The sequence below is a fragment of the Pseudomonas sp. OV226 genome (assembly GCF_003148705.1).
Taxonomy (GTDB): Bacteria; Pseudomonadota; Gammaproteobacteria; order Pseudomonadales; family Pseudomonadaceae; genus Aquipseudomonas.
Map to the genome: position 1 here is coordinate 55,828 of NZ_QGGS01000031.1, position 16,509 is coordinate 72,336.

At 51.1% G+C, this 16,509-nt stretch carries 16 protein-coding genes and 1 pseudogene; 11 read left to right on the plus strand and 6 right to left on the minus strand.

What is annotated here, in order from left to right; all coding sequences use genetic code 11:
- Window positions 1-127: 127 nt before the first annotated feature.
- From C7534_RS30100 to C7534_RS30135, 7 genes are all read left to right on the plus strand, one after another.
- Window positions 128-1,837, plus strand: a complete 1,710-nt coding sequence (locus C7534_RS30100) for a hypothetical protein (protein ID WP_109788013.1) — start codon at window positions 128-130, stop codon at window positions 1,835-1,837.
- A 55-nt stretch (window positions 1,838-1,892) separates the two neighbouring features.
- A complete protein-coding gene (locus C7534_RS30105) occupies window positions 1,893-3,743 on the plus strand; it encodes a hypothetical protein (protein ID WP_109788014.1) in 1,851 nt (616 codons plus the stop codon).
- Window positions 3,744-3,745: 2 nt separating this feature from the next.
- Window positions 3,746-4,285, plus strand: coding sequence for a hypothetical protein (locus tag C7534_RS30110; RefSeq protein WP_109788015.1), 540 nt, complete (start codon window positions 3,746-3,748; stop codon window positions 4,283-4,285).
- A complete protein-coding gene (locus C7534_RS30115; protein ID WP_109788016.1) occupies window positions 4,282-5,565 on the plus strand; it encodes a tyrosine-type recombinase/integrase in 1,284 nt (427 codons plus the stop codon). Before C7534_RS30110 ends, C7534_RS30115 begins: the two co-directional genes overlap by 4 nt.
- A 948-nt stretch (window positions 5,566-6,513) precedes the next feature.
- Window positions 6,514-7,848: an MFS transporter gene (locus tag C7534_RS30125; protein ID WP_109788017.1), complete on the plus strand. Its 1,335-nt coding sequence runs from the start codon at window positions 6,514-6,516 to the stop codon at window positions 7,846-7,848.
- Between the two features lie 66 nt (window positions 7,849-7,914).
- A complete protein-coding gene (locus tag C7534_RS30130) occupies window positions 7,915-9,162 on the plus strand; it encodes an OprD family porin (RefSeq protein WP_109788018.1) in 1,248 nt (415 codons plus the stop codon).
- A gap of 84 nt (window positions 9,163-9,246) precedes the next feature.
- Window positions 9,247-9,960 (plus strand): GntR family transcriptional regulator, encoded by a 714-nt coding sequence (locus C7534_RS30135; protein WP_109788019.1) that lies wholly within the window; start codon window positions 9,247-9,249, stop codon window positions 9,958-9,960.
- A 9-nt stretch (window positions 9,961-9,969) separates the two neighbouring features.
- On the opposite strand, the gene C7534_RS30140 is transcribed toward C7534_RS30135, so the two are convergent.
- Window positions 9,970-10,920, minus strand: coding sequence for a PDR/VanB family oxidoreductase (locus tag C7534_RS30140; protein WP_109788020.1), 951 nt, complete (start codon window positions 10,918-10,920; stop codon window positions 9,970-9,972).
- An 87-nt stretch (window positions 10,921-11,007) separates the two neighbouring features.
- Entirely contained in the window at window positions 11,008-12,066 is a 1,059-nt protein-coding gene (locus C7534_RS30145; RefSeq protein WP_109788025.1) for an aromatic ring-hydroxylating oxygenase subunit alpha, read from the minus strand.
- Window positions 12,067-12,148: 82 nt separating this feature from the next.
- Here C7534_RS30145 and C7534_RS32450 point away from each other — a divergent pair, with 82 nt between their 5' ends.
- Together C7534_RS32450 and C7534_RS33015 are read left to right on the plus strand one after the other, a co-directional pair.
- Window positions 12,149-12,466, plus strand: a complete 318-nt coding sequence (locus tag C7534_RS32450; RefSeq protein ID WP_146206222.1) for a hypothetical protein — start codon at window positions 12,149-12,151, stop codon at window positions 12,464-12,466.
- 545 nt (window positions 12,467-13,011) lie between these two features.
- A pseudogene (locus tag C7534_RS33015) lies at window positions 13,012-13,214 on the plus strand (hypothetical protein).
- A 32-nt stretch (window positions 13,215-13,246) separates the two neighbouring features.
- Here the strand turns inward: C7534_RS33015 and C7534_RS30160 are convergent.
- Window positions 13,247-13,480 carry a hypothetical protein gene (locus C7534_RS30160; protein WP_109788021.1) on the minus strand — a complete coding sequence of 78 codons (234 nt, stop codon included), beginning with the start codon at window positions 13,478-13,480 and terminating at the stop codon, window positions 13,247-13,249.
- A 281-nt stretch (window positions 13,481-13,761) separates the two neighbouring features.
- A complete protein-coding gene (locus C7534_RS30165) occupies window positions 13,762-14,268 on the minus strand; it encodes a CHC2 zinc finger domain-containing protein (RefSeq protein ID WP_109788022.1) in 507 nt (168 codons plus the stop codon).
- A gap of 98 nt (window positions 14,269-14,366) precedes the next feature.
- On the opposite strand from C7534_RS30165, the gene C7534_RS30170 reads away from it, so the two are divergent.
- Entirely contained in the window at window positions 14,367-14,762 is a 396-nt protein-coding gene (locus tag C7534_RS30170) for a helix-turn-helix domain-containing protein (protein ID WP_218278095.1), read from the plus strand.
- Complete coding sequence (locus C7534_RS30175) at window positions 14,759-15,313, plus strand: RNA 2'-phosphotransferase (protein ID WP_109788023.1); 555 nt, start codon at window positions 14,759-14,761, stop codon at window positions 15,311-15,313. Before C7534_RS30170 ends, C7534_RS30175 begins: the two co-directional genes overlap by 4 nt.
- Here the strand turns inward: C7534_RS30175 and C7534_RS32455 are convergent.
- Complete coding sequence (locus C7534_RS32455; protein WP_146206223.1) at window positions 15,294-15,752, minus strand: hypothetical protein; 459 nt, start codon at window positions 15,750-15,752, stop codon at window positions 15,294-15,296. The genes C7534_RS30175 and C7534_RS32455 overlap by 20 nt on opposite strands.
- Window positions 15,749-16,132 carry a hypothetical protein gene (locus C7534_RS32460; protein WP_146206224.1) on the minus strand — a complete coding sequence of 128 codons (384 nt, stop codon included), beginning with the start codon at window positions 16,130-16,132 and terminating at the stop codon, window positions 15,749-15,751. The genes C7534_RS32455 and C7534_RS32460 overlap by 4 nt, the downstream gene beginning before the upstream one ends.
- Window positions 16,133-16,509: the final 377 nt, after the last annotated feature.

The following is a 16,509-nucleotide window of genomic DNA, read 5'->3' on the forward strand; positions in this document are numbered from 1 at the left end:
TCAGATAGATCGCGGCTCACCATGCCGAGATGTTGCATACCCATGCTGACCATAGCTTTCACCCTTGTAATGTCGCCTAGCTAGCCTACTCTCTATCTGAACCGATTTCAGGTAGGGAACGACAAGCATGAGGCAGAAGAATTATGATGATGATATCAGAAGGTATTGTTCTGAGACCATTGCCATCTTCATCTCCTCTCATCCCCCAAGGCAGCGAGCCCTGCGACATCTGGTCGATTTCCTTCCTATAGTCCATGGCATTGACCCTGCCTGGCACACCAAGCCCAACGTCATCACGACGGCCTGTCGTGAGTTTTTGAAGAACAGGCGAGCTAGTATCGTTATCAAAACTGGTATGGCCGTCAAAGAAGTAACGGTGATTTCGGATTACGGATCGTTACGCAACTACCTATCTAAGCTGCAAAAGGCAAGGCTATTACCCACTAACACACTGATTCCTCCTGTCCCGAAGACATCAGACATCTTCAGCGAGAAGGAGTGCAACGTTCTCGGGTACATCACACTAGAAGATGCAGTTCGAGCGCCGTCGCTCGACAGTGCTCTCGACGAAATTGCTAACCAGATCACCACTCATAGAGTGGTAATCTTAGAAGAATGCAAGAAATTGGTATTTGAGGGGTATCTGGAGTTTTCAAAACTCAAGAAGATCCTTGAGGTCAGTGACATCAACAGAATGCGCGGGAGCGTTGACAATTTAGACTACCAAAAAATAAATCCTTACGGCCAAGCAATCAGTTTTTTTTCTAAAAGCCACCCAAAGGGCATGATTAATACGATTGCCTTTATTGCTGATAGATTCCAGGGATTATTCACTCGCAGAACCTTTCACGGAGCGCACCACGCACATGAGTGGTCAACATCATTCATCAGGCAACACTTAGGTATCACAGACGAATTCGCCGTTGCTGCTATGTGTATCATAATCGACGAGCTTGGCATCAACGTCCAAGATTTACAGAATGCGAAAGTACAAAAAACAAAAGACGGCGAGTTTGTGGTAGTTCGAGATGATGGCGGCATTACAGTTTCGACTCTCAAACCTCGCGCCAATGCAATCAAACAGCGTACAGCAGTAAAGAATAGTTATTTTCAGACTGAAACAGCGGTCAACATTGACGCTAATACGGCCTTGAGCATGCTGTTGGAAATGCGGGCAAATCATGCCAGAGCGTTAAACTCAAACTACCTTTTCGTCATGGACGGCTCTAGCAAGCCACGCGAAAATGAAGTGGAAATATACAGACTACTAAATAATCGTAGGAAAACTGCTTTCAGCCGTATAATCGGCAGACTCCCACCCTGGGTCTCAGATGCGCAACCAACCATGCCGAAAATCCGGGTCTCACAAAGTCTGCTGAGGTGGATTGAAAGTGGCGGCGACACGCTAACTTCGAGTATTTATCTTGGAAACTCCATACTCACCGCTCTCAAAAATTACGTCCCACCAGAGATACAAGAATTCGTGTATCGCAAGCGGCTCAGGGATCATCAAAATATTATACTCCTGATAAGTGACGGCCTGCCTAAATCTGATACGGACACTCATAAAATCGCTTCAAATCAGCTGAAACAACTAGTAAGAGCATTGCGTAGCGACCATGACCAAGCGCAAAATAAAAACTCGAGTCATGAGATTTACTTTCTATGCACCAAGGAAACCATCGAACTCGTATTATCTTACGTAAAATTCGGGCAAGAGAAAGAAGTCGTAGAAACTTGCAAGTCGATTATCAAAAAAATTGAAGATGACGGCAGCAGGAAAATGATCAAAATGCTCGCAGAGGCTGAACCGAAAGAAATGAGTTTTGAGTTTTGAGTTTTGAGTTTTGAGTTTTGAGTTTTGAGTTTTGAGTTTTCGGAGGAAACCTTACTTGAAAAATCATGAGACTAAGCAAATCCGTGAAATTTTGGAGTCAGAACCTAAACCGACATGGATTCATCCTGACTCCACTAATGACATCTGGTTTGTACCCAGGACAGGCGTAACAATAGATCTGAATGCGCCTGCATCAAGTGTCCATTATGCCAAGATAGACTTCAGCTACAACTTTTTCGACAACAGCAAAGGCACTGATGCCAAGTGGACTCTTTTCCTAACAGATCTGAAGTCATCAGCAATAGCGCTCATTGAAAGCTCTGTTTCTAAGAGACCAAACAGCCTCGCGGCCTTAACTCGGACAACCTTCGAAATTATGGATCATGTTATGGAAGACCGAAAAAACAATAACCTTCCAGAACGAATTCTGACACTATCTGACATAACTATCAACCACATAAAAGATTTCTTAAGCGCTCACGACTTAATTGGCTTGGGAATCAACGTTTCGAATTTGGACGCCGAATTAGGATTGACGCCTCGCAACCGAGAAAACATCCTGAAGGCGATATCAACATACAAAATTCCGACCATCACAAAAAAAATTCTCATTCAACAGTTAAAGAATCAGAACGCCGCTGCGGGTGAACGCGAGTTTTTTTCGGCATGCAAACTAGGTGACTGCGAAAATCTGAGTGTATCCACACTGGAAAATAAGGGCCATCAATTCTCATATCTACATAAAACCAAGGAGCACCAAGCCCATAAGTTTGAAGTCGGGCAGCATGAGATAACAGATGCCGTATCGAATGCATCCAAGTCCTTCACCGAAAAAAATCAAACTCCGCTTATGCCGACACCTATCGCATTTGAATACATAGCTAACGCAATAGTTTTTCACAGAGATTACGCCCCACAGCTGATCAACTACATTAATTCCCTAGAAACATACTACGCAGAAAACATTTTGCCCGTGTATGCCAAGAGCACAATAAAATCTAACGTTGACAAATTCAGGAGACAAGCTTACGAGGCAATCCCCATCCCTCCAGAGATTGCCCACTTAAATATCAAAACCTTTGGCAGGTGCTCGAGCGCCAGAGGAAGCTATACTGATCATTCGATATTGCGAGAGCACATTTCCACGGATGAACTCATCGGATTCTACGCTACAACAACGCGAATACTGATACATACGTTTACAGCTTGCCGGCTTCTCAGTGCCTCGCTCCTTGACGCAGACTGTTTAACGCTATCCAAGTTAGATGGTTTATGGGACATTAAGCTAAATATCCCTAAGAGCAGTGATAGCAACGAACTTGAAATTATCAAGCGACCAATACCGCAAATCATTTGGAACTTCATCTCTAAATACATAGACTTCATGCAATGCCATCATCCCAACATGAAGACCATCTGGCCGTCTGAATCAGGAAAAGATACAAACAGGTCTAAAGTAACTAACCGAAGACTTTTAGATCAGTACACCGACTGGATAGAACTGCCTCGGATTGCTGAAGATCGATGGTATGCTCGACCACATCAATTTCGTCGGTTCTTTGCTGCATTTTTCCTCTACTTAAACTCTGATTGCGAAATCGAGCCACTACGCTGGATGATGGGTCATATAGAACCATCCATCACACTTTACTATGGTGACATCTCCACGCAGCCCGAATGGGAAAGCGAGACCTTAGAATTTCTTAAAGAATTTCTTAGCGGCCATATCGACAAGGAAGTTATTGTGGACGATACATTAAAAGCGAGTTTCACAAGCGAATCCATCCACGTGAAGCTCGGAGACCCAGCATTGCTGAGCGAACACATTCGCGAACTGTCCCAGCACCGCCAGATCAAGCTAAAGATCCTGAATGACAAGCAAATATATATCTATGCAGGTAAATAAAAATGACTAGATACTCTAAAGGGGAAACATCCACAGCAAAAATGCAAGAGCGGCTTGCAAAGTCAGCAAGCCTTATTAATAAGGTTATCAACATCAGTGCTGCGGTGGATAGTAAATCCAGGATTGGCTCACTGGATGTGCTCGCCGGCAAGCGGGGCGTCTCCTTCAAGACAGCATTATCCTGGAGCGATGAAGACCTGGAAGTCACATCCTGCTCATACAATACTTCGCAAGAGCCATACAATATTGAGTCATCCAATCAGCTTAAGCTTGTACTAGCAAAATATAACGAGCTGATACTAGCCCCTCCCAAACAGCACACCCCACCGAAAATAACTCAACGCTCCCAAGCGGATGAAATTGTCGATCTAAAATCCCAATGTAAGTACCTTAAGAATGCGCTGGCCGAGGTCTACCGAGCGTACAAGCAACTGGAAGAGCGTACAGACGAACAGACTAGGCAAGATCTCAGGTATCAGCAAGTTCTGAAAAGCCATACCAAAGCGCTGAATAAGGCATATCTAACGCTGGTAAAACCATGATCCATACAGCTGATTTTCCCGACCTTGACTTCCTATTCAATCATGGGCTGAAGGAAAGCATGCCTTTCCCAATGATATTCGGCGCTGCAGGCAACTTTTGTTGGGAGATGAACAGCTATCTGACTAAATATGGCGGCGGCGCTAACAGCTACGGAGCAAGGCCTCTTGCAAAAACGGTAATCTCTTACGCCACCACCCTAAATGTATTCCAAAATTATCTCGAAAGGAATTTAAAAACCCTGATTGAGGTTGATGACGAGCTTCTATACAGCTTCGTCAAGCACCTTCAGGAAATCGACAAAGCCAACTCAACCACAATAAAGAGAACAGTCAGGCGAATTTTATTACTAATCGAACACACCCAGTCAGATCTCCCATCGTTGAAATTGTTAACCACTGACTTTTCTGCCAGTAATTTCCAGGTGTACGCATCAGAGGCTTACGGGGGACGCGGTACCCGGCGTCAGAGATATTTGTCTCACGCCTGTATAGACGGCATGAAAGATACGCCTGTTGCCCCCATCGATTACATCAAGAACTCTGAGATAGTTGCTTGGCACGAAGCCATATTTGAATATACAAATAATGACTATATAATTGAGCGCTGGTATGCCTTTACCGCTCTTCTGGAGAATACCGGATCAAGACTAAGCGAGGTAATTGAGATCCCAGCAAGCGCAGTAATAGAAGCATACACCACCAACTCTTCTTTGAAGAAAATCCCTGTACTCAAAGGGAAATACAAAGGCTTCCATAGAACCGTCACCATACCCCGATCTGAGCTACAAGAAATTTACAAATTTGTAATCAATACACACGAAAGATTCCCTAACTCCAAAATACACGACCGGATATTTGTAAATTCGCAATCAGGCGAAATAATGTATCGCAAGTCATTCAACTCGTATTACGAGAAAGTCATCAAAGCCTCGAAACATTCTAAGTTACTTCTGGGTATATCCCACCATAATTTTCGCCATCGCTACTTTACAATATTGATTGCTAGAAACATTAGTAATTTGAGCAAGAAGTCCAAGGCTAACATTCTTGATGTTGCGATGGCGGCTGGTCGCCAAGACTCCATGCATGCCACTCAATCTACCTTGGCCAGGTACGTACATCTCACCAATGACCCGGAAATCCAAGAAATTCTCACAGTTGGAACGGACGTTGAATCTACCGCGTCTTCAAAGCTAGCGAAAATTGACAAGCTTAGACAGGCGTACTTAGATGGTGCATCAGCGGAAGAAACCTTGAATGAGATTCTGGGGTTACTATAACGTCAAGCGCCAGCCATTGTTTGCTTCGTTTGGGCAGGGCAGGGCAGGCCAGACCAGTTCCAACTCAAGAAAATATTGGGTAAACCCGCTCTCAAACAACGGTCGCGGTAGGAATGGCAGTCACCTGCCACCCCCTGCACATACATGGACGCCCCCGGGTTGCCAAGCTTTCAATCTGTGACAGCTCGATGGTAGAGATTGCACTCATACATCCGGACTTTCGGTGCGGCATTGCCGCTGTCCCTGATGGAATCCGCTGGCCGAGTTCTCAATAGATCCGTGTGTGAAGACGCTGACGCCGAATTGACCCACGTGCCGACGCAATACTGCCCTACCCCAAGTAGGCAGAAATCCAGCATAGGCGTGGATTGCGAGGAATAAGACTGGGTCAGTGACATCCTAGCCACTGGGCCAATTCGACGTCAGCACCAACACCACCTCTCAATGGGATGCCCTGGCTATGGTCAGGTGCCTGAAAAAAACAAGTCTCCTTCACGTCAGAATCTGAGGCCCAAACGGCAGGACTTCGAAAGGCAGGTAACAGCAAGTAGTTACGGCTTTGACTGACAGGTTTAGTCGCTCTCTACCGATCATATTTACGGAGCCTCTTAGTCCACTCAGCGCGGCCTCAATGGATCCTTTATTTAACCACCCGCCCATCATGTTCGATTATCGAACGATTTAAAATATAGTTAACATATTGTATTTAAAGCATTTAATTTGATTTTTATAGATTATCCGACAAAAAACATATACCACCACTTCACAATGGATCCATAAATTGATTGACTGGCTCCGCACGGTGTCAGGTATTGCGCCTGCCCGCTCATAAAAATAATAGGGTGTCGTGATGAATCACTTCTCAATCGGGCACAAGCTTCGGCTTGCACCCACCTTCGTGTGCCTCCCTCGTTTTATCTTTACGCAGCCTCATCTCGAGGGGCAGCCATGAGTATCGATCTGAAGAGCGTGGTAGACGAGCGCCCCATGGCGCGGTTCCAATGGTTGGCCGTGGGCATCTGTATTGTTCTGAACATGATCGATGGTTTCGACGTACTGGTGATGGCTTTCACGGCCTCCTCGGTGTCCGCCGAATGGGGCTTGAACGGCGCGCAGATCGGACTGCTGTTGAGTGCCGGACTGTTTGGCATGGCGGCAGGCTCTCTGTTTATCGCACCGTGGGCGGATCGCTATGGCCGTCGGCCATTGATCCTGTTTTGCCTGCTGCTCTCAGGGGCCGGCATGCTGTTGTCGGCACTGAGCCAGACGCCGGTGCAACTGGCGCTGCTGCGTGGGTTGACCGGCTTGGGTATCGGCGGAATCCTGGCCAGCAGCAACGTGATTGCCAGTGAATATGCCAACAAACGCTGGCGAGGCCTGGCGGTGAGCCTGCAATCTACCGGTTATGCCTTGGGTGCGACCTTGGGCGGGCTGTTGTCGGTGTGGCTGCTGACGCACTTTGGCTGGCGTTCGGTTTTCATATTCGGTGGAGCCGTGACCCTGGCGGTGACTCCACTGGTATTGATGTACTTGCCTGAGTCGTTGGACTTTCTGATCGCCCGCCGCCCCGAGAATGCCTTGGCACGCATCAATCGACTGGCCGCCCGCCTCGGCCAGCCAGCACTGCGCGAACTGCCCGTCGCCGTCTCCGCACCGATTTCAGGCCGTGGGCGCCTGGCCCAGTTACTCTCCCCTGATTCTCGGCGTACCACCCTGTTGATCTGGCTGCTGTTCTTCCTGGTGATGTTCGGCTTCTACTTCGTGATGAGCTGGACGCCGAAACTGCTGGTTTCAGCAGGGCTATCGGCACAGCAAGGCATCAGCGGCGGCGTGCTGCTGAGCGTCGGCGGTATCTTCGGCGCAGCGCTGATTGGTGGCTTGGCCTCGCGCTGGCGGCTGACCCGGGTGCTGTCGCTGTTCATGCTGATTACCGCAGGCCTGCTGGTACTGTTCGTCGGCTCCGCGTCATCGGTATCCATGGCACTCGGCCTGGGTCTGCTGATCGGGCTGTTCGCCAACGGCTGCGTGGCTGGCTTGTACGCGCTATCGCCGATTGTCTACGACGCTTCAGTGCGAACTACGGGAGTCGGTTGGGGTATCGGTATCGGACGCATCGGCGCGATCCTTTCGCCGACCGTCGCCGGCCTGTTGCTGGATAGCGGTTGGCAGCCACTGCACCTGTACGGGGTATTTGCCGTGGTTTTCGTGATTGCCGCCGCCGTGTTGCTACTCCTCAAGCTAAACACCCAGGTGCAACCTGCTGCCGAGCTCAGCCACGCCTGATGCAATGCAAAGAGGTAGCGAGGCTTTGCCTCGCTACTGACTACTACCCCTAGGAATACAACAATAATGACTTACCTTCCTCTCCCCCGGGCCCTGCTCGGCGGTGCAATAGCGCTTGCCTTATTATCTTCAGCACATGCCGAGAGCAGCGGTTTTTTCGAGGATTCCAAGACCAGCCTGCTCCTGCGAAATTACTATTTCAATCGGGACTACAACGATCCCGGCGCCAGCAAGAGCAAGGTAGAAGAATGGGCCCAGGGCGCTATCCTCAAGTTCAATTCCGGTTACACCCCTGGCGTTCTAGGCTTTGGCCTTGACGGTATAGCGATGCTGGGTATCAAGCTCGACAGCAGCCGTCAGACCAGCGGTTCCGACTTGCTGCCGGTGCATGCAGATGGTCACTCCGCCGACAGCTACGGGCGTGCAGGGGTGGCCGCAAAAATGCGCTTTTCTGACACTGAGCTATTTCTGGGCGAGCTCATGCCCGATGTTCCGCTGCTGCGCTACGATGACGGACGCCTACTGCCACAGACCTTCCAAGGCACCATGCTGGTGTCCCGAGAGCTACCCGGCCTGAGCCTGCAGGGTGGACAATACACCGCCACGAGCCTGCGTAATTCTTCAAACATGCAAGACCTCTCTGCCTGGGCTGCGCCGACCGTTACGTCAGACAGTTTCAACTATGCGGGCGCTGAATATCGTTTCAATGAACAACAAACCCTGATTGGCGCTTGGCACTCGCAACTCGAAGACATTTATCAACAAAGCTATCTGAACCTGCTACATAAACAGAAGTTTGGTGACTGGACTCTCGGCGCGAATCTCGGCTACTTCATCGATAACGATGACGGCAGCGCCCGTATTGGTAACGTGCAAAGTACTACCGGCTACGGGCTGTTCTCGGCCATCCTGGGTGGCCATACGTTGTATCTGGGACTGCAAAAGGTCAGCGGCGATACCAGCTGGATGTCCGTGTATGGCAGTAGTGGGCGCACCTTGGGCAACGACATGTTCAACGGCAACTTCAGTAACGCCGACGAGCGTTCCTGGCAGGCTCGCTATGATTACAACTTCGTCGCCGCCGGCATCCCCGGCTTGCTGCTGATGACCCGCTATGGTCACGGCGAGAACGCCACCACCAAGGCGGGTAGCAATGGCAAGGAATGGGAACGTGACACCGAGGTCAGCTACACCTTGCAAAGTGGCCCGATGAAAAACCTTAGCGTGCGGGTCAACAACGCCACCAACCGTCGCAGCTTCAACAGTGATTTCGATCAGACCCGCGTGATCGTCAGCTACCCACTGTCTCTCTGATCCTCCCGCCAGGGGCGCTAGTCGCCCCTGCATCCCCCCCTTCCTTGCGTTACTATGGCGAACCACTTTCTGGAAGTCGCCTGCATGAGCAAACCGGGTCAAATGGTGCTGGTCGCACTGCGCAAAATGATCGCCTCGGGAGAGCTGGCGGCTGGCGAGCGGCTGATGGAGATTCCAACGGCGGAACGCTTCGGCGTCTCGCGCATGCCGGTACGCATGGCCTTCCTTACTCTGGAACAGGAAGGCTTGCTGGTACGTCACGGTGGACGGGGCTATCAGGTGCGCTCGGTGAGTGCCGACGATATCGCCGGAGCCGTGGAGGTGCGTGGGGTACTGGAGGGGCTGGCGGCGCGGCAGAGCGCCGAACGCGGATTGACCGAGCAAGCGCAGGCAGCACTGCACGAATGCCTGGTGAAAGGAGATGCATTGTTCGACAAAGGCTACGTGACAGAAGAAGACCTTGAAGCCTTCCATGACCTCAACATGCGCTTTCATCAGGTGATCGTCGAAAGCAGTGCTAACCCCGCCATTGCCGAAGCCCTGTCACGAAACGACCATCGGCCCTTCGCTTCAGTCTCAGCGCTCGCTATCGATCGTGAAGACATGGCACGCGAATACCGGCGCTTCAACTTCGCTCACATGCAACACCACTCGGTCTTCGACGCGCTGATCAGTCGCCAGGGCGCACGCGCCGAAGCCATAATGCGCGAACACGCCAATGCAACCCTGCGTTACGCCGAGGTATTCGGCGCGATCAGCAATAGCGAACGGATGAAAGTGATCGCACGCGGCGAGTAAGCGACTCGTTCAGAGATCCAACACCAACAGCGCCGATTTAGCCCTCGAACAGCAGGGCGTGAACTGATCATTGGCCGCTTGCTCTTCTTCGGTGAGGAACAGGTCACGGTGATCAGGCACCCCTTCCAGCACACGGGTCAGGCAGGTTCCGCAGACGCCCTGCTCACAGGAAATTGCAATCTCGACACCGTGACTTTCCAGCACCTGAACCACAGTCTTGTCAGCCGGAATATCAAACATCTGCCCGCTACTGCCAAGCTTGACCTGGAACGTCCCATCGTCACGCGTATCTACCGGCGCTGCGGCGAAGTATTCACGGTGCAGCTGCCCATCGCTCCAACCTTGGGCCTTGGCGCTATCGAGCACATACTGCATGAACCCTGAAGGGCCACAGACATATAGGTGCACGTCCGGCCCCGGATTGGCTAGGATCTTGGCGGCATCCATACGCGAATCGGCTTCTTCATCGAAATGCAGGTGCACGCGATCGGAAAAGGAGGCCCCTTTGAGTCGCTCGGCAAACGCCGCACGCTCAGTGGAGCGAGCGCAATAATGCAGCTCGAAATCGGCACCGCTGTGGGCCAGTTGCTCGGCCATGCAGAGAATCGGAGTGATGCCTATGCCGCCGGCGAACAACAGGCTGCGCCGTGCCTCACCCACCAGCGGGAAGAGGTTGCGCGGTTCGCTGATGAACAGCCGATCACCATTGTTGACCTGCTCATGCATGCCCTGAGAACCACCGCGCGAGGCCGCGTCCTTAAGTACACCTATCAAGTAGCGATGGCGCTCTTGCGGGTGATTGCACAGTGAGTACTGGCGGATCAGTCCGCTGGGCAGGTGCACGTCGATATGGGCTCCGGCACTGAAGCTGGGTAATACCCCGCCCTGTGCACAGGTCAACTCGTAGCTGCAAATATCCAACGCTTCGTTGTTGCGGGATGTCACGACGACTTCAATCATGGCGAACCTTCAATACCGGCCACTGCAGAGGCCGCGAACAAGATCAATGGGAGTGGACTGCCGTATTGCTCAAGGGCGCTCCCTTCGCTATTTCACCGCAGCAATCAGCTCGACAGCCGGTGCTCGCTCACGGGCAATGAGGCGTTCCAGCACGCGCCTGGACTGCACGCCACCGGCATCAATATTGAGCTTGAGCAAGTTACGCTCAGGATTGGCCAGCAGGTTTTTCTGCTGCTGTTCGAGCATGTCCAGGTCTTCGCTGAAAATCTTTCCCTGGCCCTCGCGGATGGAGGCGGTGAGGGCTTCGTCGTGCGGATTGAAGTTGCGTGCCATACCCCAGAAATACCAGATCGAGGTCTCGGTTTCCGGTGTAATGAAGTCGACCACAATGCTCGCGGCTTTGTGTTGCGGCTCGGCGTTGTAACCGCCCTTGCCGGCGTGGGCCACGCCCACTTCGATCAAGACGTGACTGGGTGGACTGAAGCGGCAGATCTGCCAACGATCCACCGGTACGTCGTCGGCCAGGTTATTGCCACGCAGCGCCATGCGCCAGAACGGTGGCGCCATGATGTTTTCCATGTGCCGTGCGGTGACCACTTCGTCACCTTCCACGGTGGTGACTGGCGGCGCCTCATCGATCTCTTTCTGGCCAATGCTCGAAGCGTGCACGTAGGTTTCGTGGGTGAGATCCATCAGGTTATCGATCATCAATCGATAGTCGCAGTTGATATGGAACAGCCCACCGCCATAGGCCCACTCATCGCTGACCGCCCATTCCAGATGATGGATCAGGGCTGGATCAGCCTTGTCCTGCTCCCCTGGCCAGACCCAGATAAAACCGTAACGCTCTTCAACCGCGTAGGTCTTGTTGCACGGAAAGCCCCGGACGCGCTGCCCTGGCATTTCGACGGTCTTACCGTCACAGCCCATCACCAGGCCGTGGTATCCGCAGACTAGGTTGCCATTCTCGACATACCCAAGCGAAAGAGGGGCGCCGCGATGCGGGCAAAAATTCTCGACGGCGGCAACGCGCCCTTCATGGCCTCGATAGAAAACGATTTTCTCACCGCATATTTGCCGCCCAAGGGGCTTGCTTGCGATCTCGTCGGGGGTGCAGGCGACATACCAGGTGTTTTTCGGATACATGAGAATCTCCGGAGCAGGCTTGTTCTTATGGATCCATTTGAGCGTATTTTCCTGATTTAAGTCAATAATAATGTGGCAAATAATGATCAATGGATCCATTAAGCCAATTCATCACTATTCAATCTTTCGAGCACCTTGTATGTGCGAAGGCGCTTCCATCCTGATCCTGCTGTGGCATCCATATCAACTGTGGATAAGGCTTTGCCCGGAAGGAGTCGGCCTTGAGCGCCTGTTCCAGTGTCTCGTGAAATGGAGTGAGTTTGTTGTTGATGCAAAAATCAGCAATCCGCCCCTGGGTCAATTTTCAATCGGCAGGGTCAGTTTTCAATCAGCGCACGCAGCGCACAGTGAGGTCTGCAGGTGTTACCGCATCGCCGAAAACGTGGGCAAAAGCGAGTAACACGGAAACAAGTTGTCTGGCTTTGGCCAACTGGAAAAAACACGATAATTTACCAACTCATTGACTTTAAATGGTTTTAACAAGTTGGCGCGGGGCCTGCTATGTCTATTGCATAACAAAAACAAAAAAGCGGCAAACCTGATAAAAATAAGACGTAACGACTCTGACATAACAAAAACAACACGGCAGAGACGCAGCGAACAGATTTTTTTGGAGAAGATGTGCTTTTCAGGGTGCTTTTCGGAGTGACTCGCAACCGGGCAGAGAACAATTAAACTACCCTCAGGTAGCTCCCGAACTGGTTGGATCGCTTAGCGAAAAAGCAAATCAGCGCTCAAAAAAATACGCTTGCTCTTGATCCCTGATGGGGATCGACAAAAACAGCGGTAAAGGGAAACGGTTTCCAAAAACAAAAACAGACCGCCCCTCAATAATAAAAAAAGATCACGCGCAACGACAAATTAAAGGGGAGCTTCGGCTCCCCTTTGTGCTGTCTGGCATTTGTGTTTTCCACCGACCACCCCTGTATTCCACCCCTATCCCTAATGTGGGAGCAAGCCTGCTCCCTGCCCTTCAAGATCAAACAGAACCAGCTTGCCCTCGAGGCCGCGATCATGGAACTTACGCGATGGGTCGGGCCGCGCGGTTCAGCGGAGACTGCTGGGAATGTTCGCGGTGCTTTGGACACCATCAGCAAGAACGAGGATTTATGAACCTAACGCTCGCCGTGCTGATGGCGCCCGAGTGATCGGGCATCCATCTCGCTCGGAAAAAACCATTTCATGGCACCAGTATTGCCTCGTGGATCTCAATGGCCGGAATAGCTTCTTCCTTGCGCTTGCTGGCAAGCCAGATTCTTGTTTTGCTCACATCAAAAATCTGGCCCTGCTCCATTAGCGTCAACACGAGTGCATCTGCTACTCGATAGCGACCGCAGGCCGGACAATCTCTCTCCTCCCACGGGCCATGACACTGAATGCGTTCAGCGACACCTGCACAAACAAGACAGCTCATGGGATCACCATTATTTTTTATTAGTTTGTAGCTGATCCGTCTTTTTTTCAGCCGCCTTAATCTAATAACTCACCGCGTGTTCAATTACCAGCCCCCCAGTCATAAGCCGGGAGATCACTGACTTGTTCCAATGGGACGTATCTCAGCACGGTACCAAGCCCATGGATATCTGGCTTGTAGACGCCGCTGTCCAATTGACCTACGTACCGGCACAAGACTGCCCCACCTCCAAGTCGGCAAAAATCCAGCACCGGCAATGGTTCGCGAAGTACCGGACTAGGTCAGTGATATCTCGGCCACTGGGTCAATTCAGCGTCAGCACCAACAACCAGATAGGCCAGCGCTTCGGGTGATTGCTTGAGGTTGCCATGGTAAAACTCGGCGACCGAGCGCAGCAGCGCGGCGTCTTCGACCTCCGAAACCGCAGAAGCTGAAGAGCTTGCGGCTAAAGAAGGAAGGTGGCGCGCATGACTGCGAGTCACACCGACTTTCTCCGTGTTTTCCAGTGGTGCGTCGTTGCGCAGCAATTGCACCGCGTGCGGCAACGACACGCCCTGGGTTTTCATCACCCAATCGAGCACCGAACCAGCGGCCCCGCAGCCAAAGCAGTGATAGAGGTTTTTCTCGTCGGAGACCGACAGGCTGGCGGTGCTCTCGTCATGAAACACGCAGCACATCACCCAATCCTTGCCGCGCTTTTGCAACTGATGGCCCTGCGACTGGATCAGACGAACCAGCGACACCTCACGTTTGAGGCGTTCCAGCTCAGCGTCGGGAATGCGGGCCATTCGGTATCTCCTCAGAACCTTGTCAAGTATCTCTTAAGGGATTATTGTAAGCCCTATGTAGATACTTTCGTCAACCCTCATCAGAACCAGAGGTGACAATGCCAGGCATCGACCACCACCAAGGCTTGTTCTGGATGAGCTTCACCGAGCGCTTCTTGCAGCTACGCAAGCAACACAGCCTGACTCAACAGCAAATGGCGGACACCGTGGGAATCCATATCACCCAGGTAAAACGCTATGAATCCGGAGAGGCTCAACCATCACTTGAGGTGCTCAAGAAGGTGGCCGTGGCCTTTAACGTCTCCACCGATTGGCTGGTTTTTGAAGAAAATGAGCGTGAACCGCAGGACGAGCTAAAGCTGAAATTTGAAGCTGTGGTGCAAATGGACGAGGATGAACGCCGCTCTGTGCTCGCACTGCTCGATGCGATGATTTTGAAACATCAGACAAAACGATTTTTTGTGCCTAGCTCAGAGTCAAAACAGCAGCCATGAACAGCAAACAGCTCAACGAAATTAGTAAGTTCCTCAGTTATGTATTGCGACACGAGCCGCAGTCCATTGGGCTTCAGCTAGACACGGAAGGCTGGGCAGAAATTGAGTGTTTAATTGCAGGCGCAGCTAAAGAAGGGCGTGTTCTAGATCGTGAATCGATCCTGGCGGTTGTCAGCAGTAGTGATAAGAAGCGCTTTGCTATTTCCAACGATGCGCAATACATCCGCGCCGTGCAGGGGCATTCAACTGAAAGCGTAAAACTCCAGCATATTGAAAAAGAGCCGCCCGAATTTTTGTACCACGGAACAGCAACTCGCTTTCTAGCGTCAATTCAGCAACAAGGGTTAGTTGCGGGCTCTCGCCATCATGTACATCTATCACAAGACATAGCCGCAGCCGTAGCTGTCGGACAGCGACATGGAAAACCAGCGGTACTAAAAATTGAAGCCCTGCGGATGCACCAGCAGGGCTTCAAGTTTTTTCAGGCTGAAAACGGTGTTTGGCTAACGAAAAATGTACCGTCTGACCTAATTACTGAGGACGATCAATAGAGCGCTCATCTGACAAAAACACCCCCTCAGCAAGTATGTGAAAAGCAAGGTTTTCAGACACAAACTGAATACTAAAGTGCCTTATCGCAGGTGGGGAATGATTTGATTTTGAGCGCCATGCACTCAAACTACTCCTAACCCACTCAGACTGCGAAAATTCCGTCAGGTCACCTAGTCTAAACTCACTTGGCTCGCCTTCAAATTCAAAGAGAGCATTTCCAGGGAACGGGAGTTTAATGAACGCGTATACATATTTAAATAAAATATCTCGCCTCAGGCTTAATATGACTTCATCGCCATAACCATCTAGCACCTCTCTCTCGTATTCAACATCAAGTAATACGTTCGCCCCCTCGGAGCGAAAAGATACTTTTGATTCGCCATACCCTGGCAACCACTCGTATGGATTTATTACTAATTTTGGTTTACTAATTATCATGGACGTACCGACTTCAGTTGCTCTGCACCGGTTGACGGCAGATCATTTCTTTTTAATTGATCTGCTGCCAAATCATTAAACGTCTTGCCGGGATAAGCCTCAACACCAGTTTGATTTCGCCCAAACCATTCATTCCGTGGAATTCCAGCCTGCTCCAACGCCGTGGAGGTCCGTGTATTCAGGATCAGGCGAGTGCCATTCATGTCCACATAATCAACTGGAAGCTGACCTGGTTTTATGGTCCCAGCCTTTAAGGCCCCGGCCAGATCATCAACAGTTTTAATTGGCGTTCCAGCTAACTCCGAGTAGAGCTTTTGTCCATCCTCACTAAAAGATCTGTCGGATTTGATTTTGTTTTGAGCAAAATTCGCCTCTGACAATGTACCTTTCTCTGCATTAGCGAGGGTTCCTGCGCCTTTTGCACCAACAGTATCACCCGACGCGAATTTTGTTGTCTAGACCCGTTGCGCCATATGGGGCGCGGCCTGTGGGGCTTTCGGTCAAGACGCCCCGCTATCTCCGCAAAAAACTCCCCCGACGCGGTTTTTGTTCCCGTCACAACACACCCCGGACGACCAAAACCAACCAACAACAAAAAGCCCCTGACGATCCGGTGGCGAAGCCATCGGGTCGTCAGGGGCCAACAAGCGCGGCGCGTTAGGCTTTGGGGTTCAAAGGGGTTTCCCCTTTGGTACGGTCGACTGGTTACGAATGGCGCAGCTCATTTGTAGACAGTCGGTAACGTGCCTGTTTTTAA

Bases quoted from the DNA above. Each gene is read 5' to 3' on its own strand.
- C7534_RS30125 (WP_109788017.1), top strand. From the start codon at position 6,514: ATGAGTATCGATCTGAAGAGCGTGGTAGACGAGCGCCCCATGGCGCGG.
- C7534_RS30100 (WP_109788013.1), top strand. From the start codon at position 128: ATGAGGCAGAAGAATTATGATGATGATATCAGAAGGTATTGTTCTGAG.
- C7534_RS30140 (WP_109788020.1), bottom strand. From the start codon at position 10,920: ATGATTGAAGTCGTCGTGACATCCCGCAACAACGAAGCGTTGGATATT.
- C7534_RS32455 (WP_146206223.1), bottom strand. From the start codon at position 15,752: ATGATAATTAGTAAACCAAAATTAGTAATAAATCCATACGAGTGGTTG.
- C7534_RS30160 (WP_109788021.1), bottom strand. From the start codon at position 13,480: ATGAGCTGTCTTGTTTGTGCAGGTGTCGCTGAACGCATTCAGTGTCAT.
- C7534_RS30170 (WP_218278095.1), top strand. From the start codon at position 14,367: ATGCCAGGCATCGACCACCACCAAGGCTTGTTCTGGATGAGCTTCACC.
- C7534_RS30115 (WP_109788016.1), top strand. From the start codon at position 4,282: ATGATCCATACAGCTGATTTTCCCGACCTTGACTTCCTATTCAATCAT.
- C7534_RS30130 (WP_109788018.1), top strand. From the start codon at position 7,915: ATGACTTACCTTCCTCTCCCCCGGGCCCTGCTCGGCGGTGCAATAGCG.
- C7534_RS30135 (WP_109788019.1), top strand. From the start codon at position 9,247: ATGAGCAAACCGGGTCAAATGGTGCTGGTCGCACTGCGCAAAATGATC.
- C7534_RS30175 (WP_109788023.1), top strand. From the start codon at position 14,759: ATGAACAGCAAACAGCTCAACGAAATTAGTAAGTTCCTCAGTTATGTA.
- C7534_RS30165 (WP_109788022.1), bottom strand. From the start codon at position 14,268: ATGGCCCGCATTCCCGACGCTGAGCTGGAACGCCTCAAACGTGAGGTG.
- C7534_RS32450 (WP_146206222.1), top strand. From the start codon at position 12,149: ATGATCAATGGATCCATTAAGCCAATTCATCACTATTCAATCTTTCGA.
- C7534_RS30145 (WP_109788025.1), bottom strand. From the start codon at position 12,066: ATGTATCCGAAAAACACCTGGTATGTCGCCTGCACCCCCGACGAGATC.
- C7534_RS30110 (WP_109788015.1), top strand. From the start codon at position 3,746: ATGACTAGATACTCTAAAGGGGAAACATCCACAGCAAAAATGCAAGAG.